This is a genomic window from Deinococcus cellulosilyticus NBRC 106333 = KACC 11606 (assembly GCF_007990775.1).
GTDB lineage: Bacteria > Deinococcota > Deinococci > Deinococcales > Deinococcaceae > Deinococcus_C > Deinococcus_C cellulosilyticus.
This window is the reverse complement of sequence record NZ_BJXB01000037.1, coordinates 1-17,981: the sequence shown is the minus strand read 5'-3', so window position 1 is coordinate 17,981 and position 17,981 is coordinate 1. Positions and strand designations below refer to the sequence as shown.

General features: G+C 57.9%; 22 protein-coding genes. 11 read left to right on the top strand and 11 right to left on the bottom strand.

All coding sequences use genetic code 11. The features are described from left to right. Positions 1-6 precede the first annotated feature (6 nt). On the bottom strand, positions 7-264 hold the full coding sequence (locus tag DC3_RS25425; RefSeq protein ID WP_146890300.1) for a glutaredoxin family protein: 258 nt from the start codon (positions 262-264) through the stop codon (positions 7-9). Positions 265-556: 292 nt separating this feature from the next. On the opposite strand from DC3_RS25425, the gene DC3_RS25420 reads away from it, so the two are divergent. The 4 genes from DC3_RS25420 (at position 557) to DC3_RS25410 (ending at position 3,055) form a co-directional block, all read left to right on the top strand. Next, positions 557-754, top strand: a complete 198-nt coding sequence (locus DC3_RS25420) for a heavy-metal-associated domain-containing protein (protein ID WP_146890297.1) — start codon at positions 557-559, stop codon at positions 752-754. Between the two features lie 31 nt (positions 755-785). After that, complete coding sequence (locus DC3_RS30050; RefSeq protein ID WP_281292600.1) at positions 786-911, top strand: hypothetical protein; 126 nt, start codon at positions 786-788, stop codon at positions 909-911. A gap of 88 nt (positions 912-999) precedes the next feature. Continuing rightward, positions 1,000-2,298 (top strand): MFS transporter, encoded by a 1,299-nt coding sequence (locus DC3_RS25415; protein ID WP_222594832.1) that lies wholly within the window; start codon positions 1,000-1,002, stop codon positions 2,296-2,298. Positions 2,299-2,557: 259 nt separating this feature from the next. Beyond that, the gene (locus tag DC3_RS25410) at positions 2,558-3,055 is read left to right on the top strand and encodes a DUF488 domain-containing protein (protein ID WP_146890291.1); all 498 of its coding nucleotides are present in this window, start codon (positions 2,558-2,560) and stop codon (positions 3,053-3,055) included. Here the strand turns inward: DC3_RS25410 and DC3_RS25405 are convergent. From DC3_RS25405 to DC3_RS29380, 4 genes are all read right to left on the bottom strand, one after another. Further along, positions 2,967-3,800 carry a DUF8758 domain-containing protein gene (locus DC3_RS25405; protein WP_146890288.1) on the bottom strand — a complete coding sequence of 278 codons (834 nt, stop codon included), beginning with the start codon at positions 3,798-3,800 and terminating at the stop codon, positions 2,967-2,969. The two genes, DC3_RS25410 and DC3_RS25405, sit on opposite strands and share 89 nt — an antisense overlap. A 490-nt stretch (positions 3,801-4,290) precedes the next feature. After that, positions 4,291-4,734 (bottom strand): nucleotidyl transferase AbiEii/AbiGii toxin family protein, encoded by a 444-nt coding sequence (locus DC3_RS25400; RefSeq protein ID WP_186816265.1) that lies wholly within the window; start codon positions 4,732-4,734, stop codon positions 4,291-4,293. 556 nt (positions 4,735-5,290) lie between these two features. Next, the gene (locus DC3_RS25395; RefSeq protein WP_146890282.1) at positions 5,291-5,791 is read right to left on the bottom strand and encodes a hypothetical protein; all 501 of its coding nucleotides are present in this window, start codon (positions 5,789-5,791) and stop codon (positions 5,291-5,293) included. Beyond that, the gene (locus tag DC3_RS29380) at positions 5,788-5,952 is read right to left on the bottom strand and encodes a hypothetical protein (protein WP_186816264.1); all 165 of its coding nucleotides are present in this window, start codon (positions 5,950-5,952) and stop codon (positions 5,788-5,790) included. Before DC3_RS29380 ends, DC3_RS25395 begins: the two co-directional genes overlap by 4 nt. Positions 5,953-6,062: 110 nt before the next feature. On the opposite strand from DC3_RS29380, the gene DC3_RS25390 reads away from it, so the two are divergent. Then, positions 6,063-6,623, top strand: a complete 561-nt coding sequence (locus tag DC3_RS25390; RefSeq protein WP_186816263.1) for a TetR/AcrR family transcriptional regulator — start codon at positions 6,063-6,065, stop codon at positions 6,621-6,623. A gap of 655 nt (positions 6,624-7,278) precedes the next feature. Here the strand turns inward: DC3_RS25390 and DC3_RS25385 are convergent. Together DC3_RS25385 and DC3_RS25380 are read right to left on the bottom strand one after the other, a co-directional pair. Beyond that, entirely contained in the window at positions 7,279-7,713 is a 435-nt protein-coding gene (locus DC3_RS25385; RefSeq protein ID WP_146890276.1) for a hypothetical protein, read from the bottom strand. After that, positions 7,710-8,279: a hypothetical protein gene (locus DC3_RS25380; RefSeq protein WP_146890274.1), complete on the bottom strand. Its 570-nt coding sequence runs from the start codon at positions 8,277-8,279 to the stop codon at positions 7,710-7,712. The genes DC3_RS25385 and DC3_RS25380 overlap by 4 nt, the downstream gene beginning before the upstream one ends. A 99-nt stretch (positions 8,280-8,378) precedes the next feature. Between DC3_RS25380 and DC3_RS25375 the strand changes: the two genes are divergently transcribed. Beyond that, positions 8,379-8,924, top strand: coding sequence for a hypothetical protein (locus tag DC3_RS25375; protein ID WP_146890271.1), 546 nt, complete (start codon positions 8,379-8,381; stop codon positions 8,922-8,924). A gap of 818 nt (positions 8,925-9,742) precedes the next feature. Here the strand turns inward: DC3_RS25375 and DC3_RS25370 are convergent. Then, positions 9,743-10,393, bottom strand: a complete 651-nt coding sequence (locus DC3_RS25370) for a LysM peptidoglycan-binding domain-containing M23 family metallopeptidase (protein ID WP_186816262.1) — start codon at positions 10,391-10,393, stop codon at positions 9,743-9,745. Positions 10,394-10,499: 106 nt separating this feature from the next. On the opposite strand from DC3_RS25370, the gene mraZ reads away from it, so the two are divergent. The 5 genes from mraZ to lspA are packed head-to-tail and all read left to right on the top strand — an operon-like array spanning position 10,500 to position 14,116. Continuing rightward, complete coding sequence (gene mraZ, locus DC3_RS25365; RefSeq protein ID WP_246130812.1) at positions 10,500-10,985, top strand: division/cell wall cluster transcriptional repressor MraZ; 486 nt, start codon at positions 10,500-10,502, stop codon at positions 10,983-10,985. Positions 10,986-10,993: 8 nt separating this feature from the next. Continuing rightward, positions 10,994-11,860, top strand: coding sequence for a 16S rRNA (cytosine(1402)-N(4))-methyltransferase RsmH (gene rsmH, locus DC3_RS25360; RefSeq protein ID WP_146890265.1), 867 nt, complete (start codon positions 10,994-10,996; stop codon positions 11,858-11,860). Then, positions 11,857-12,189 carry a hypothetical protein gene (locus tag DC3_RS25355; protein ID WP_146890262.1) on the top strand — a complete coding sequence of 111 codons (333 nt, stop codon included), beginning with the start codon at positions 11,857-11,859 and terminating at the stop codon, positions 12,187-12,189. Before rsmH ends, DC3_RS25355 begins: the two co-directional genes overlap by 4 nt. Continuing rightward, complete coding sequence (locus DC3_RS25350; RefSeq protein ID WP_146890259.1) at positions 12,180-13,544, top strand: peptidoglycan D,D-transpeptidase FtsI family protein; 1,365 nt, start codon at positions 12,180-12,182, stop codon at positions 13,542-13,544. Before DC3_RS25355 ends, DC3_RS25350 begins: the two co-directional genes overlap by 10 nt. Positions 13,545-13,567: 23 nt before the next feature. Beyond that, complete coding sequence (gene lspA / locus DC3_RS25345) at positions 13,568-14,116, top strand: signal peptidase II (RefSeq protein WP_146890256.1); 549 nt, start codon at positions 13,568-13,570, stop codon at positions 14,114-14,116. A gap of 467 nt (positions 14,117-14,583) precedes the next feature. On the opposite strand, the gene DC3_RS25340 is transcribed toward lspA, so the two are convergent. From DC3_RS25340 to DC3_RS25330, 3 genes are all read right to left on the bottom strand, one after another. Beyond that, positions 14,584-14,967 (bottom strand): TlpA family protein disulfide reductase, encoded by a 384-nt coding sequence (locus DC3_RS25340; RefSeq protein WP_146890253.1) that lies wholly within the window; start codon positions 14,965-14,967, stop codon positions 14,584-14,586. Beyond that, on the bottom strand, positions 14,958-15,392 hold the full coding sequence (locus tag DC3_RS25335; RefSeq protein ID WP_146890250.1) for a hypothetical protein: 435 nt from the start codon (positions 15,390-15,392) through the stop codon (positions 14,958-14,960). Before DC3_RS25335 ends, DC3_RS25340 begins: the two co-directional genes overlap by 10 nt. 1,013 nt (positions 15,393-16,405) lie before the next feature. Further along, entirely contained in the window at positions 16,406-17,761 is a 1,356-nt protein-coding gene (locus DC3_RS25330) for an Nramp family divalent metal transporter (RefSeq protein ID WP_146890247.1), read from the bottom strand. Positions 17,762-17,981 lie beyond the last annotated feature (220 nt).

Sequence of the window (17,981 nt, the reverse complement as noted above, 5' to 3'; positions counted from 1 at the left end):
CAAGGCTCAAAGCAGCCCGAGTTTTTTGAGGGCCTGGTCGATGTGGGGACGCTGCACGGGGAAGTCCCCGTAGAAGGCCTCATCCCCGATCTGGGTGACCGGGGCAATCCTGACCCCGCTGATTCCCTTCATTTCTTGCAGGGCTGCTTCACTCTGGGTGACGTCTTTCTCGGTGAATGCAATGCCTTTTTGCGTCAGGTAGGTTTTCACAGCGTGGCATGAGGGACAGTGGGGGGTGGTGTACACGGTGACCGGGGTGTCCATGTGATCCTCCTTGGGGGGATGGTTTGTTTCGCACTCTAGCATCCCCCGTGGGGGATTTCAAGCAGGACGGGGGTCAAGCAGCAGGCATGTCGGCATTTCACTTTCGAGACCATCACTTTTATGGAGTCCTATAGAAGCTTTTTCTTGCTCTCCTCCTGTCAGGGATGGGTAGAAAATCCTGCGCATCATAGGGACCCCTGATGGGGGATCAACAAATCAGGGCTTGACAAATCTGGTGATTTGGGTTCATCATTCCCATATCCCCCCTGGGGGGTATTGAAAGGAGCACACCATGAACATTCAAGTCACCGGCATGCACTGCGGCAGTTGTGTCCGCACCCTCGAACACGTCCTCGGCAAACTCGACGGGGTGAAGACGGCAAAAATTGACTTCCAGACCGAAGTCGCCACCATTGAAGGCCAGGTCGAGGCGGACTTGGTGCTGGAAACCATCCGCGAAGAAGGCTACGGGGCCACCCTGATCTCCTGACCCACAACCCCACAACCATCCCCCTGGGGGGATGGTTGAGTTTTTGATCCTGAGCCCATCGGGCTTCGGGAAAGGACCCTTCATGCCCAGAATTTTGATTGCCCTCATCCTCGTGGCCCTGCTGGCTGCCCTTTACTTCTGGAGGAAACAAGCATGAGCACCCCCGACCCCCGCCGCTGGCAGGCCCTGTTCATCCTGTGCCTGGCCCAGTTTTTTGTCATCATGGACACCTCGATTCACTCGGGGTGGCCCTCCCTGCCATCCAGCAGGAACTCTCCATTCAGCAACACAACCTCTCCTGGATCTTCAACAGTTACGTGATTGTCTTCGGGGGCCTGCTCCTCCTGGGGGGCCGACTCGCGGACCTGTTCGGTCCCCGAAGGATCTTCCTGCTGGGCTTCCTCATCCTCACCCTGGCGTCACTGCTGGCCGGCGTGGCCTCCAGTGAAGGCATCCTCAACACCGCCCGGGCCCTGCAAGGTGCAGGGGCGGCGTTGATTGCCCCTGCGGCCATGACCCTCTTGATGCAACTCTTCGGTGCCCGTCCGCAGGAACTCGGCAAAGCCATGGGTTTCTGGGGGGCGTCCGCTGCTGCTGGAGGGAGCGCCGGGGTGTTCCTTGGAGGGGTGTTCACCCAGTACCTCAGCTGGGAATGGGTGTTCCTGGTGAACGTGCCCGTTGGCCTTCTGGTGCTCTTGTTCAGCCGCTCGATTCTCCCTGCAGGCCAGCGTTCCAGGGGATCGGTGGATGTGCCCGGAGCCCTCACTGTGACGCTGGGTCTGTCCAGCCTGGTGTACGGCATCGTGCAGGCCGAGCGTGGCCTCACGGGCCTGACCCTCGGTGCACTCGTTCTCGGGGTGGTGCTGCTGCTGATTTTCATCCTGCTGCAAGCGTCCCGTCGTGACCCCCTGATGCCCCTGACCCTGTTCTCCCGCCCGAACCTCGCCATCGGCAACACCATCAATGTGCTGCTTGCTGGAAGCTGGATTCCCCTGTGGTTCTTCCTGAACCTCTACCTGCAGCAGGTGCTGGGCCTCAGTGCCCTCAACAGTGGCCTGGCCCTCTTGCCGATGACCCTGGCGATCATGGCCCTGATGGTCGGGGTGACCGGGAACCTGATCGGTCGCTTCGGGGTGAAAATGAACCTCACCGTGGGCCTCGTTCTGCTGGCTGGAGCACTGCTCTTGCTCGCTCGTGCTCCTGTGGACGGCAACTTCCTCATTGATGTGCTTCCCGCCACATTGATTGCTGCCCTCGGAATGTCCCTGGCGTACATTCCCGCCACCATCCTCAGCGTGTCTGGAGCGAAACCCGAAGAGGGGGGACTGGCGAGCGGTGTGGTGAACACCACCTACCAGGTGGGGAGTGCGGTGGGTCTCGCGCTGATCGGACTGATTGCCCAGGCGAACACCACAACTGGACCAGAGGGTCTGCTCTCCGGATTCCAGGCGGCATTCATCTCTGCAGCAGTGCTTGCCGGAGTGGGTGCGTTAGTGACCCTGATGGTGGGCGGACAGAAACGTCTTGCTCAGGCGCGAACCTGAACCCTTTTGGCTTCCCGGAAGCCCAGACTTTCACAGATCTGGGCTTTTTTCAGGGGGACCCATGGGCAATTTGGTGAACACGCACGGCGCATTGAAATCCCGCGACCGCCAGGGCAACTCTGCTGCTCATACAGCAATGTCAGAGAAATCGAACCTCAGGTCCTGTTTCCCAGACCCATGCTTTTGTTCATTCAGACATGGTTTACAGATTCCAGATCTCGTTGGATTTTCTTATCCGCCCACCTGTTAAAATCAGCACATGCTGTACACCATCGGTTACGAAGGGACCAACATCGACAATTTTCTAACCACCCTGAGAAACAGCGGAGTGACAGTTCTTGTTGATGTGAGGGCCGTGCCACTCAGCCGCAAAAAAGGCTTCTCAAAATCCCGCCTCAAGGAAGCCGTCGAAGCTGCAGGAATCACCTACATTCACCTCCGGGAGTTGGGTGCACCCAGGGAAGTCCGCAACAACCTCAAGGCCACAGGTGACTGGCAGGACTATGTCCACCATTACGAGGCTCACCTGACCACCCAACATGAGGCCCTCACCCGCCTGGCCCATCAGGTGCAAAACACTGAAGTTTGCCTCATGTGCTTTGAGGCAGACCCCCTGACGTGTCACCGTTCCTTGATCTCCAAAGAATTGGAGAAGCGTAAGGTCGTGCCTAAAACAAGCCACCTTCAGGTAAGCGCAGCTTTTCCCGTGAAAGCTTCGGATGCACCAACCCCACAATTGCCAGTTGCCTTTGCTTGAACCCGTGGTTCATGTTCCCCAAAATCAAATAGGTTTCCTTGTCAGGCCCACAGATCTGGACTTCCATCTTGTGCCTGACTTTTTCAATGGCGTCCAAGGGGTCTGCGGCATAGCGAAGGTACAGCACAGCCAGTCCCCAGTCGAGAATGATGTAACTGTACTCCTCACCGGTCATGTCTTTGAACGTCAGGCGAAACTGGTAGGGGATCTTCTGGAGTGTCCTGAACGTGTCCGGTGCATAGGTGGTAAAAAGGCTGTTCTCGGCAGCATACTTGGCTTTGGCCAGGGATGCTCTTTCTTCTTCAGTCCAGTCTTCATCCTTCTTCGGCTCAGCGGTCAATTTCGCACCAGGCTGAATTCGCACAGGTCGAATGGTGGGTCCCCATGCATCCTCTCCCTTCTCAGGAATCCCGTCCAACAGCACCTGAACGCTGGGAACTTCCGTTTTGTAAATGTAGGGCATCCGGGTTTTCCAGGTCCCATTGTCCGTCCCGATCGGTGCTCCAAGGTGGCGGATGGTGGACACATCCACCAGCTTGTGGCTTTCAGGTCGACGGTCTCGGCTGTCGCTTTTTTCAATGTGAGCCTGGATGCGCTGCCAGGTCTGAAATTGAAAATCCCGATCTGCCTGCCGAAAAGGATAGGGGTACAACCTCACCCAGGCCATGTCTCTCAATCGAATCCCAGCGGTGCACACCACTTCTCCAAGTTTTTTGCTCGGGGTTGGGTATGTTTTGACGATCATCAGTATTTCTTCAACTTGACCAGGCATTGATGTCCTCTCACCACGAATTTCGACAACTGTATCCTTTATTCCACTATGTTGAACGAATGTATGCAATGACCAAAATCAGTCGCTTTTCAGGGAAATCCCTTACTTCTGAATTTGGCCAGTGAGATTTCACTGTTAACATTTCAACGCAGTCCCTTCAATGTTTCGCCGTGATCAAAATGCCAGGGGTCTCTGTTGCGAAAGGGCTGTTGATTTCCGGTGCCTTGGGCATCTGCCTGCAGGGGAGTTCACCCAGCACAGTCCCGGTCAAAGCGGTTTGCTTCAGGTCAAGTTCTGTCTGGATGGATGTTTGTATTGATCTGAAGGGGATGGCCATGTCAGAACAGGAGTTTAAACAAAAAATCCGCTTTACGAGACATGACATTTTGAGTCTGGCCGTGTTTTTTCGTCCAACTGGTCTTTTTTCCCCCTTTCCCGGTGCCTGGCCCTCTGATGCATGGGCTCATGGGGATGGATTTTGCCAGTTGCCTCTTTCGGGAACCCAGGTTTTTGCTGCTGAAGGGCCAAGGGTGGGTTGCAGGAATCCAGCAAGGGTCTCCATCAGGGTTCTGAGGTTCTGTGGGGCGTCGAGCCCTGTGCGGCGCAAGAACAATCGCCAGCGGCCCTGCAAAGCAGGGTCATCCCAGAATTCAGGACTGAACACCTCTTCCTGGGCTTTCCTGGGGGTGTTCCGGTTCATAAAGGCCCGGAGGGTGACCTGCTGGAGCAAGGACAGCTCGAAAGTTTCACGGCTGAGGATGGTGTGCAGGTCATAGAGGTCTTTCATGCGGGTGGTGGCCCGCCCGAGTTCCAGCAGGGCAGCGAACTTCTCGGCCACCACGGTCTCCAAGGGGTAAATGCGGATCCGGGCAGGCTGCGGGATCAAGAGGTGTGGAAAGCTGGTCACCCATCGGTCAATTTCTCAAGGCATTTTGCCGGATTTTGCCTTGAGAAATTGACAATTCAATCTGCGGTTTTCCTGCCTTGGTGTCAGGAAAAAAGCCAGGGCAGGTGCAACCCCTGGCTTTGACGTCCGAAGTTGACCGGTCAACCCGGGACATGAAAGACCTTCCCACCCATCAGGCAACACGGAGAGACGTTGAAACATGCCTGGACCTTCTTCACACCTGACGAAGGGGTTTTCCTTCACCCGTACCGCTGGTGGACCCTCCACAGGACATGCTGACAGGGTCTGGTGTTTCGCTTGCTCAAAGGTCTTGTGGCAGGGAAGACCAGGCCCTACATTCCGGCACAGAGGACCCTCACCCCAAAGACCACCTGGGGATGCCCGGCAACCCGTGCTCTCGTATTGGGGAAGCAACAACAGGGGACCGCACTCAAACCGTTCAAATGGTCTTGCTGTTTTCCGGCCTGCGGGGCAACTGAAGGGTCAGTGGGATCGGGTCGGTTTCCACGTGCCAGGAGGTGCTTGAGGGTTCAGCCGTGGGTGACGGTGGGGACTTTTACTGAGGGTTTGGTTTGCGCCTTCTGCCCCAGCCGGTTTCTCCCCTGGGTTTGAGGACCGAGAGCAGGTTGATGCCCAGCAGGAGCAGGGCACCCACTCCGGAGTGGACGGAGAGGCCAGCCAGGCCCTGTTGGTGCAACCCCTGTGCCTGCGTGCCTGTGGTGGCCATGCCAGAAAGCATGGCGATGGTCGTCATTTCGTTCCACATCACCAGGGCAGCAATGAGGGTGAAAAAGAGTTTGAAGACCACCCAGTAGTGCTTCCACAGGCCCCAGGGGGTGAGGAGGGCCTGCAGGATGCCGGTGGTGAGGGTCAGCACCGAGAGGGGGAAGAGCACCGTGCGGGAGAGGGTGTTCAGGGCAGGGTACACGTTCAAAGCAGGGTCTTGCTGTCCGGCCACGGTGAGGGCAAAAAAACCTGCGGCAACCCCCAGCCAGGAGACGGAGGTGCTGATGTGAAGGGTGAGCAGCAGTTTGCGTGCTGTGCCGGTCAGCTTCATGGGTGATCTTCTGTGGCGGGTGGGCTGAAGTGCCGCATGGGGCCATGCTGTCCTCCGCTGAGGAGTTTCACAGCCAGAACCAGCAAGAGCACGGTGAGGGTGAGGGTGGCCAGGATTTTCACCCAGCGGGGTGGACCGGGGGGGGCAGGTTGGTCAGGCATGGGGGGTCCTTTCCCGGAAAAAGCAGGTCCGGTCCATTTCACTTTATAGAGACAGTCTGTCTCTGTCAACACACTGTGTCTCCATGAACAACATGCCGTATACTTGCTTCATGCCCAGACTGTGGGACGACACCCTGGAAAGCCACCGACAGCACCTCCACCAGGCCATCCTGGACACCACCGCCCGCCTGATCCACGAAAAAGGCCTGAATGGGGTGACCATGCAAGACATCGCCCGGGAAACCGGCATTGGTCGCGCCACCCTCTACAAGCACTTCAAGGACCTTGCCGCCATCCTTTCCCGCTGGCACCAGCAGCACCTCGAGCAGCACCTCCAGCACCTCCAGCAGACTTTGAGCACCCCCGGCACCCCCCTGGAGCACCTCAAGCAGATCCTCACCCTCTTCGCCGAGCAGGCCCACCATCACCCCCAGACGGAACTCTCGCACCTGCTGCACCAGCAACCCCACGCCCTGGAGGCCCAACAACACCTCCTGCACACCCTGACCCACCTCATCGAAGTGGCCCAGCAGCAACACCAGGTCAGGGAAGACACCCCTGCTGGGGAACTGGCCCTCTTCTGCCTGCACAGCCTCACTGCAGCCACGCGGATGCCAGAAGCCTCCCTTGACCGACTGGTCCAGTTGATCCTGCGGGCCTTGAAAAATTAACCCGACCAACCACGGGTGGCTGTCTTCATCACCAGAGGGGTCTCACCTTGACCTCGTCGGTTAGAAATGCGGGGCATGGGCAGCGATGCCTGGGAGGCAAAATGCCGTTCGCACAAGGGCGAGGCACTTACCCGTGTGGTCACCCTGCATGGGGGTGCCAGGACAGGTTTTTGGTCTCACCGGATCTGGCAGGGTCTCCCGCCGTTCCCGGTTTTTGACCGATGGGTGCCCTGGTCGTCAGGCTGTTGTCTGGTAAAAGCCATTCCGGGCTTTTCCTGCGCAGGGTTTTGAAGGCAGGTTGTGGGGGCGTCCCTGGGACGGAAATACGGGCGCCGGGTTGTGTTGGTGGTTCTGGAGCAGCCCGCAGCGGGTTGCTTCCACTTTTTGGGAAGGACCTCTTTTCAAAGGGAACCCATTCCTGTGCTTGAGGAGAAACGTCCTTCGCATCGCTTGATATATGAACACTCATTCATATATCATGGGGTCATGACGGCCCAGAGCAAAAACACCCTCAGCTATGACGTGGACTGCGCGAGCGGCGTCAATAAAATTGAAAACGCCACCAGCCGCCTCTCCGGCACCCACATCAAATGAAGAACCTCAGGACCTGATGAAAGGGACAGGAAAAAGCCAGGTTCAGGGCACAATGACCCCTTCAGTGCCCGTCGCCAGAGCCACTCAGGGTGATGGTGGTGGTTTCCCCATCAAACACCGCCTGGTACTCGAGCACCTGCCCTTTCCAGGTCAGCAGGGACAAAAAGACGTTCTCCTGCAGGGGATCCCGGGTTTTCATCCTTGCTCCCCGTTCCAGCAGGGTGTCCCAGAGACCAGTGAGGTCACGTCCCGCGACCTGGAACCACTCGATTTGCATCTGGCCATCCCTGACTTCCTGCCGCACCACCGTGTTCTCCTGACAGAACTGCCGGTACCCCTTTGGGACAACACCGAGGTCCCCACCGAAGACCTCACCGGGTTTCTCCAGGCAGTAATCCAGGCGGGTGTTTTGGTGGTACTGGTACCCCCAGAAGCCCAGGTTGCCCAGAAAGCCAACTGCGAGGATCGAGAGTCCAATCCACAGGGAGCGGCTCATGGCTCCCCCTGGATGAGTGCTTCATACTCTGCTTCTGGCAGGACCTGTACGAACAGGCCTTCCACGTTCGTCTCATGTGTTCCGGCCTGTGGGGGGTCGATGTTCACCACCCTTTTCTCTCCGGCTTTCACCTCCACATCCACCCCCAGGGCAGGCACCTGAAATCGGGTGCCGTTTTCCGTTTCAAGTTGCAACTTCACAGGCTTCCCCGCTTCCAGCAGCAGGGTGGTTTCGGAGTGCAGGCCACCCGGGTGGTGCACCTCCCACCCTTCACGGGTTTCGATGAGGACAGGAAGGGTCAGGCCCGCAGGTTTCACCGACACCCAGCAGAGGAGGGCGAAAAGCACGGTGGAAACAGATGCCAGCCCCAGGGGAAGTTTTCCCTTCGTTCGGATGTCCCGGGCAGGCAGGTGAAACGTCCGGGAGCTGAAGTGGACCATGCCCCAGCCGGTCAGCAGGAGGCCCAGGCCCAGCATCACCTGGGGGAAAAGCCCTTGCTCACCGTCAATGGTGCGGCCTCCGTGCCCAAAGGCCTGGGAGGAGAGGAGCAGAACAAGCAGGAGCATCAAAAGTCACTGTACAACATGCGGTTTGGGGAGGAATGTCCCGCTGGTCTGAAGATGAACCCCCTTGTCTTTTTGGGGAGGCTGCCGTACTGTGGCCCCATGGAAGAAGAACCCACCCAGATCCCCGCTTCGGAGTTCCGTCCACCAGAGGTGGACCGGGACCGCAAATTTTCTTTTTTGCACCCGTCGATTCCCCAGGTGGGGGTGATGAGCCTCGCTGCTGCGGGCCTGCACGGCGGGGTGACCGGGGCGCACTTCGAGGCGTGGGTGGGTTACGGGGTGTTTTTCCTGGTCTCCACGGTCTTGCAACTCTTCTGGGGTGGACTGGCCCTGGTGAAATTCTGGGAGTCCAAAGAAGCCTTAAACGACCCGTACCCGCGTGCTGGGGTGGTTTCGTGGGAAAGCAGCTTTTACCGTGCAGGAGCGTGGGGGAACCTGGCGATTGCCCTGCTGTACGTCTTCACCCGCATCTGGGGGGTGCCTTTTGTCGGTCCTTCTGTGGGTGAAAAGGAAGCCTGGGACTTTTATGGGGTGGCCACCACCGTGCTGGAGGTGCTGATTTTCTTTCAGGCCCTGAGGATGAGCGGTGAAGTGAAACGGGGTGAGGTGCCGATGTCCTGGAATGATCTGCACCGGGAGGGGTGAAGGAGAGGAGCGCCCTCCCGGCGGCACCAGTGCTTCCAAACCATGCATCTCATGTTGTTTTTCATGTTTGCACCAGGTGGGGCACCTTGAAGGAAAATGAAGGTGTTGACAGGCTCCTCTGACTTCTGCCGATCGCCCTTCTGTGCACCTTGATTTTGGGAAGCATGGATCCCCTGTTGAGGGCGTCCATGACATTTCGGGTCCACACCTCAGGAAGCCTTTCAGAGACATGGAATTGACATGGGTTGGAGGGCAGGCGACCAGGAAAAACAGCTGACCCGCTGAGGATTTCTTGCACCATTTGGCTTGCTTTGCCCCTGGGTTTTTCAGGATCACCAGCGGGATTCATGGGACATCCAAGAAGGCCTGCCGCATGCGGGCAAAGGAAAGATGCCATCCTGGGCGGCGACGCAGCAAATGATGGCTGTCTTCCTGAATCAACGCAACATGCGATGGTTCAGGGTGGCCTGGGTTTGACGAGGTTGGATGGGGAGGGCCATCCGAAGGGGGTCTTTGAGTGTGTGGAAGTGTTCCATGACCGGCAGCGCATTCATTTCAGCCTGGGGCACCTGACCCCAGCTGACTTTGAAGTCCTTCACTTCGATCGGCCGCATGAGGCCGCATGATCAAGACACTTCGTGTCCAGCCAGGTGGGTTTCAAGGATGAAGTTTGATGGGCCACCGAGATCGCAGGTGTGAAAACCCGTCTGCTTTCATGCACCGTTGCCTTTGATGGCTTCCCTGCATCAGGTCACCCGCAAAGTCCCTTTGGGAAGCGTTTTTTCATGGTCCGGTGTTGGGTGCCATCGGTGGGTTTTTCACTGGGGCATCATGATTTTGAGGGGGTTGATTTCGGTGTTGTTGAAGAGCAAGCGGAAGTCAAGGTGACTGCCTGTCACGAAGCCGGTGGCACCGACCAGGGCGATGGTCTGTCCTGCGATGACGGCTTGACCTTCCTTGACCAGCAGTTGACTGTTGTGGGAGTAGCGGGTTTTCCAGCCTGCCCCATGGTCGATGAGGATGGTGTTGCCAAATCCGCTGGAGTCAAAGCGGGCGTAGGTGACGGTGCCCGCCTGTGAAGCTTTGACGGGGGTTCCGGTGCGGGCAGAGATGTCGATGCCGCCGTGAAAGGTGCTTCCTGCGACGGCCAGGGAGCGGTTGCCGTAATTGCTGGTGATTTTCCCACTCACTGGCCACACCCAGGTGTTTTTTTGCAGTCCAGTGCGCACCGTCTGGGCAGCGGGGTTGGGTGGGCGCTGGGTTTGGCTGGGGACGTTTAGTTTTTGACCGATGGTGAGGTTGTGGATGTTTTTGAGTTTGGGGTTGGCGGATTGCAGGGCGTCTGGGGTCAGACCGAGTTTTTTGGCAATTCGGGTGAGCGTGTCGCCTGCTTGTACGGTGTACGTGTTGAGTGCGAGTGCCGGTGAGCAGGCCATCAGCAGCACCATGGGGATCAAAGGTGAACGCATCGTGAACATCATATGGAGTTTCAATGAAGTGCCGGTGAGTTCAAGGCAAGCCAGGTGGTAAATCGTGGGAAACTGTGGTAGTTTGATGCTCTGACACAACAGGAGCATGGACAGCACCATGCTCAAGGGATCATTCAAGAAAGGCCAGTCGATGCCCACCGGTGAACACCACTACAACATGGACTCCAAAGGCCGGCTGGTGATTCCTCCCAGCTTCCGTGACTTCTTGCACCATGGTCTGATGGCCACCCGGGGCCTGGAGGGTTGCCTGTACCTGTTCCCCCAGGACACCTGGGAGAAGCTTGAAGGTCACCTGACCCAACTCCCCTTCACGGACCCCACCGCACGGGCCTTTGTGCGTTTCTTTTACAGCTCCGCCACCCCATGCGCCCCAGACAGCCAGCACCGGCTGTCCATCCCGCAGCCCTTGCGCCAGTTTGCCCATCTGGAAACGGAAGTGGTGGTGGCCGGGGCGCCGAACCGCCTGGAACTCTGGAACCCACAACGCTGGAACCAGGTGCTCTCCGAGGTGCAGACTGGGAAGTACACTTCATCCACACCTCCAGAACTGCTGGAGAACTTCATCACCTGAGGAGCATCATGGATTACAGTCACATTCCCGTCCTGGCAAACGAAGTGGTGGAAGGGCTCGACCCGAAGCCTGGCAAGGTGTTCATTGATGGAACCCTTGGCGGAGCAGGTCACACCCGGCTGCTGCTCGAAAAGGGCGCTCAGGTGTACGGCATTGATCAGGACCCTTTTGTCACCTCCCGCACCCCCGAACTTCCCGGTCTCACCGTTCTGAAAGGCAACTATCGGGACATGGTGGAACTCATGCAGGAAACCGGCATTTCACAGGTGGATGGCATCCTGCTGGACATCGGCGTTTCAAGTTTTCAGCTGGACGATGCGTCCAGAGGCTTTTCGTACCACGAGGATGCCCCGCTGGACATGCGCATGAGCCAGGAAGGCCTCTCTGCTTATGAGGTCATCAACGGGTATGACCCTGAAGAGATTGCCGCCATCCTGTACGAGTACGCCGAGGAGCGCCACAGCCGCAGGATTGCCCGTTACATCGTGGAAGCGCGTCAAAAGAAACCCATCGAAACCACCACCGAACTTGCAGCCCTGATCAAACGGGCCTACCCCGGACAGCATGCCCGGGGCATTCACCCGGCCAGACGCAGTTTTCAGGCCCTGCGCATCCACGTCAATGACGAACTGGGTGCACTGAAAGATGGCCTGCAGGCCGCAAAAACCCTGATCGAACCCGGTGGGCGTCTGGCCGTGATCAGTTTCCACAGCCTGGAAGACCGCATCGTGAAGCAATTCGTCAAAGGCAACAACGGTTTCAAACCCCTCACCAAACGGCCCGTGGAGGCCACCGAAGAAGAACTCGAGCACAATCCCAGATCCCGCAGCGCCAAACTGCGGGTGGCAGAAAGAACGGAGGAGGATCAGGAGTGAGCTGGCAGGATCGGGCGGTGCGTTACATGCTGGTGTATTTCATTCTGGCCACGGTGCTCGTGGCCTGGAGGTACATTCAGAGGGACCTTCCCACCCGGATCACGGAGCTGCAGGACCAGGAAGAGCAACTTTACGACCAGCGAAGCACCCTGTCCATAGAACTCCAGTCCCTGACCAGTCCGGTGCGCATCCGGGAATGGGCCGTCAAAAACGGCATGGTTCCCTTTTCAAAGGCGAAGAAAGAACCCACCGACTTTGAAGCACCCTCCCAGGAGACCCTCACCATTCCTCAACCCAAACCTCTGGAGGTCGAAACCCGGTGGAACTGAAACGCATCCGCTCCCGATCCAAAATCCTGCTTTTCATCAGCATGCTGATGTTCATGGTCCTGGTGATTGCCTATGCCAAACTGGAATGGAGGCTTCCCGGTGCACCCATGGACACAACTGACGTGCTGCGTGGCCGCATCCTCTCCGAGGACGGCACCATTCTCGCCCAGAGTGTCCACGATCCAGCCACCGGCCTGCAAAAACGCATCTATCCCCAAAAGACGCTCGCAGGAGCCCTCCTTGGCGTGCTGGGAACCGACAGGGGCCTCTCTGGACTGGAACTGTTCTATCAAGAAGAACTCGCCTCAGGCCGGGATGTCATTGTCACCCTTGACCCTTCCATCCAAACCGTGCTGGAATCTCAAATGAACCGGTACGCCACCGAAAACCAGGGGGTGTACGGCAGCGCAGTGATCCTCGACACCCCCACCGGCAAGATCCTCGCAGCGGCTTCCTGGCCAACTTTTGACCCCAACAACTGGAGGAACTACCCCACGGAGCGGTGGCGGAACCGTCCCTTTGTGGATTCTTATGAACCGGGAAGTGTCATCAAAGCCCTCGTGGTGGCCGGAATCCTCAATGACGGCAAAACCCACCCTGAACAGACCTTCGACACCCCCATGTGGCGTGCCATCGGCAACAACCGCATCCGGGACGCAGTGCAGCACCCACCGCGGCTGACCACCCGGGAGATTTTGCGGTACTCCAGCAACGTTGGCATGAGTCATCTGGTGCAGAATTACCCCGATCAGAGCCTCTACGACTACCTCAAACAGTACGGCTTTGGAGAGGCCACGCCCATCGAGAACCTGTACACCGAAGATGGGGTGGTCTACCCGCCTTCCCGCTGGAGTGACATCATGAAAGTGAACATGAGTTTCGGACAGGGCATGACCACCAACACCGTGCAGGTCGCTGCAGCGTACAACACCCTTGCCAATGACGGACAATACACCGCACCTTACCTGGTGGCTGTGGACCGCATCCGAGAAGAGCGGCAGGTGCTCACAGAAACCACTGCCCGCACCATGCGTGACCTCCTGCGTCGGGTGGTGGATGACGGCATCAAAACCGCTGCAGGAATTCCCGGGTATGACATTGGTGGGAAGAGCAGCACTGCGCAAGTGGTCGTGAATGGACGGTACTCCAATGAAATCTACAACAGCCTCTTCGCAGGTTTTTTCCCTGCCAACCAGCCAAAAGTCACCATGGTGATCATGGTGCATGGGGCCAAGAAAAATTACTTTGGGTCCATGCTCGCTGCCCCCATCTTCAGGGATGTGACCAGCGAAATGGTGTCACAGTGGGGCTTTCCACCTGACTGGAAACGACTGCAAGAAAAAGCCAAACCCTGAACCCCAACAAAACGGAGGAAGACATGACACAGCATCCCTCAAATCCCGCCCTCTCCACAAGCCTCCCCCGTCTCTTCTGGCGGGCGGCGGGATGCATTGCAATGGGGGTGGTGCTGGACCAGTGGCTGAAGGTGTGGGCGGTGTCGACCTTCCGGGAGGGGGAATTCCAGGCGTTCATTGGGGGTTTTTTAAGCCTGGGGCTCATTTACAACAAAGGGGCCGCGTGGGGCATGCTGGGCGGAGCCACCCTGATCCTGGCGGTGTTGCGCCTCCTTGTGGGTTTGTGGCTCACCTTCAGTTTGCTGAGGGGCAAGTACCGGGACATCTGGGTGCCGCTCAGCCTGATTGCTGCGGGTGCCCTGGGGAACGCCCTGGACGGGTTCCGTTTAGGAAAAGTGGTGGATCCCCTGATGTCGCACACCCTTTCAAGCATCACGCGGTTTCTGTACAAACAGGATTTTCCGATTTTCAACCTGGCGGATGTGTTTGTGGTCAGCGGGGTGGTGTTGCTGGTCTTGAAGGGCCTCTTGCGTTCCCCCAACAGGGGTTCTGCAACTGCGTCAAGTCTTTAACTGACGCTTTGGTGCTTGGTGCCAGGTTTGCTGGTGCCTCGCTGGGTGGATCTGAAGCGCGCAGTCATGACTTGCCCACATCATCACCGGGAATGAACATGCTGACCTCCAGCACAAGGAAAAGTGAGTCCCCAGGGAACAGTTGCCAGGCAACAACCCTGTGGCATCGGAACCCCAGATTCTGAGCCGGCCTGAATTTGCAGCAGGACCTGCCAGACCAAAGATGGGATCCGGCTTGTCGGCTCGAAGGGACGTGACAGTCCCATTGGAGAGGGGGGCATGACGGTGTGAGCCAGAAAGGCTCGGCAGGACACTCCACTTCAGGTCTGGCCTGTACCAGCAGGTCGCAGGGTGCTTTCAGTGGACGGATCGGTTTTGCCGCTGGTGGGCTGAAACAAACACACCCAACCGGGTGATGGTGGGTGTGTTTCTGGGGAGACAGATCCATCAGGTTTCCGGTACAGATTTTACAGCTTCACCCCGAGGCTGGACAGCACACCTTGCATGGTTCTGAAGTCAATTTCACCGAGGTGGGGGGACACGATGGTGCCCTTCTGGTCGAGCAGTAGGGTCACAGGAACCTGACTGTTGCCGCAGTGAATCGCCACTTTTGACCCGGGGTCGTTGTTGAACAACACCCCCTGGAATTGCACCTGGTCTCCTGTCAACCCAAACAAACGCTGCAAGACAGGGGCTTCTGAATGGCAGGGCCAACACCTGGAGGCCCAGAAATTGATCACCGCCGGGCGTCCTTCCAGTTGGTTGAGCGGGCAGCCCTGACCTTCGAGGCTTTTGAGGAGGCAGGCTTGCCCTCCAGTGGGTTTTTGGGTGCTTTCTTCCTTCAAGCCCACGGCCCTGCAGGACCACCACGAGGCACCTGGGTGCGGGTGATTCTGGAGTGCAGAGGCATGAGGCTGTTCAGCAGGGTTTCAATCATGGGGCCTTTTTGCCGGCATGAACGTTCAGCCTGCAGGGTCCCCGTTGCTGCGTTGGAGGCAACCTGCCTCAACCGGGCTGCACCGAGCAGGGCCTTCAAACCGGTGCCTGGGCATGGCCCATGTGGTTTGCTTTGCTGCAAACCACGGCGATGTTTCTCCAGGGCAAACCATCTTCCTGCCTTTCCAGCCATCCGTTCCACAAAACCTCTCGCTGAGCCCTTCACCATGGTGGTGTGCCCGGGCAAGCGTGTGGTCCGGGTGCCCTGGGGGAGGTCACGGCCATTGTCGGTGACCACATTCAAGGCCAGGTCATCTGGCACCTGTCGCCAGTCCACCATCCGGGGCAGGCAAAAGAACGCCTGAAGAGCCTCCGGGGGGTGCAGGTGTGCTGCCAGTGACCCAACATGGTGTTCAAACGGGTGAGGTCAGGTCTGCGCCGGGCCTCCTGCGGTCCTCCTGAACGAATGCCACTCCAACCGGCTGGGTTGGGAAAACAGGTCTGGAGCAGGAGCCGGGCTCCTTTCACAATCCAGTTTCCAGGTGGGGGTGCAACTGACAGGGGTGCCCTCCAACTCGCCGGACCCTCAGTGGGGGCTTTGACCATCAGGAGAGGTGGTTTCATGGGTGCACCGCACAGGCAGGAGTGATGTTCCAAAAGATTGAAGCCATCCATTCACTCCTGTCAGGCTGCCGAATGTTCCGAAAGGCAGGGTGGGCATGACCCTTTCATTTCACGTCAGTTCGGGATGAGGCACCAGAAAAAGGTCCTTTTCGGTCCGCTGGGGGGCCACAAAGCACCGCGAAGGTGAATCCACTCCCATTGTTCTGGGCTGTCAATGACTTCACCCATCCTTTCATTTTGCGCAGGATGAAAAGGGCTTCCAGGCACCCAAAGACCCTGAGCCGCACGCGCAGCGTGCACCCAGGTGAAACCTCCCCCTGCTTTTCTGGTTTCACGCTTGGGCCGACCACACCTTCAAGGATTTTTGTCTCAAAGCCGCCCGGGGAACCTGAAAGAAGAACACCTCTGGCTTCTCAGGTGGTTGCAAGGTGCGGTCGAAGACAAAGAGGTGGGTGAGGCCATTTCTGGACGTCTTTCTTGCCACATCACCGGTGGACGCCCTGTGGTTTGGTGCAACAGCAGAAGGCTTGTGAAGGGGTGGAACCCCAGGTGCAGGTTGATCCCAGGCCACACCATGCAAACCGGCAGGTGGAGCCGCTGGGGATGCACGGACTTGTGGTGTGGCCTGGAAACCTGCACCTTCAAACGGCAGGAGAAAAATGAGTGGGTTGAGCAGATGTCCCCAGGGCCACCGTTTACCGGTCCAGGGTTTGTGGAACACCCTCCATTTCAGCCGTGTTGGAGGATCCCAAACGTCACCAGAAGCAAGTAGAGGTTGAAGCCAGCGATGGTCAGGCCAGTCAGCCACCCCAGCACGTTCATCCAGGGAGGGTTGACGAACCCTCCCATCTTTTTGGGATCGCTGGTGAACAACAACAGGGGAAAAACCGCGAAAGAAAGCTGAAGGCTCAAAATGACCTGGGAGAGCACCAGAAGGTCCGTTGTGCCTTTGCTGCCATGGATGGCGGTGACTGCCACTGCGGGAACAATGGCGATCAGTCGGGTGATCAACCGCCTGATCCAGGGGGCCACCCGGAAGTTGAGAAAACCTTCCATCACGATCTGACCACTGAGTGTGCCGGTGATGGTGGCATTCTGGCCACAGGCCAGCAGGGCGACTCCGAACAGGGTGCTGGCCAGTGTGGTGCCCAGCAGTGGGGTGAGCAGTCCGTAAGCTTCGGTGATGTCAGCCATTTCGGTGCGTCCTGCTTTGAAGAAGACAGTGGCAGCCAGGATCAGCATGGCTGAGTTGACCAGCAATGCCAGCATCAGGGCGATGGTTGAATCGAGGGTGGCGTACTTGATGGCTTCTTTTTTGCCTGCAAGGTCCCGTTTGTAATTGCGGGTTTGCACGATGCTGGAGTGCAGGTAGAGGTTGTGCGGCATCACCGTTGCCCCCAGGATCCCGATGGCAATGTAGAGCATTTGGGGTTGGGTCAGGATCTGGTGGGTGGGAATGTACCCCCTGAGCACAGCAGACCACTCGGGTTTGGCCAGCACGAGTTCGATGCCGAAACACACAAAGATGGTGAAAATCAGAACCATCACAAACGCTTCAATCCAGCGGAACCCCCGGTTTTGCAACATCAGCAAAAGCAGCACATCAAAAGCCGTGAGGATCAGGCCCCAGAGCAGGGGAAGGCCAAAAAGCAAATTCAGGGCCACTGCAGCTCCGATCAATTCGGCCAGATCGGTGGCAGCAATGGCAATTTCGGCCAGCACCCAAAGAAACAGGGCCACCGGCCTGGGGTAGTGGTCCCGGCAAGCCTGCGCCAGGTCCCGCCCGGTGGCAATGCCCAGTCGCAGGGACATGGCTTGCAGCAAGATGGCCATCAAGTTGGAAATCAACACCACACTGAGCAGCGAAAAGGCGAACTTGGAACCCCCAGCCAGGTTGGTGGCCCAGTTTCCTGGGTCCATGTAGCCCACGGCAACCAGTGCACCCGGACCCACAAACGCCAGAAAGCGCCGCCAGTGTGGTTTGCCTTCTGGAATGGGAATGGTGCTGTTGGCTTCGGACAGAGAAGCTTCGCCAGGTTCCTGTCTCCAGCCGTCCTGTGGGGTTTTGTTGGTTGGTGAATCCATGGAAGAACCTCTTCAGGAAGCAGGTGAGGGGCCACTGAGGTCACCCTGCATTGCACCAGCATAAAGGATCCAGGGTCCTGTCATGTTGTGTGAATGCTTTCAAAGGCCTGCAAAATGACCGCTGCGAACAACCGGGTTTTTGGATGGCTTTTCTGCAGGGTCCATGGGCCATCGTTGGCTGGTGGCTGGACCCTCATGCACATCTGAACAAACAGGCGGA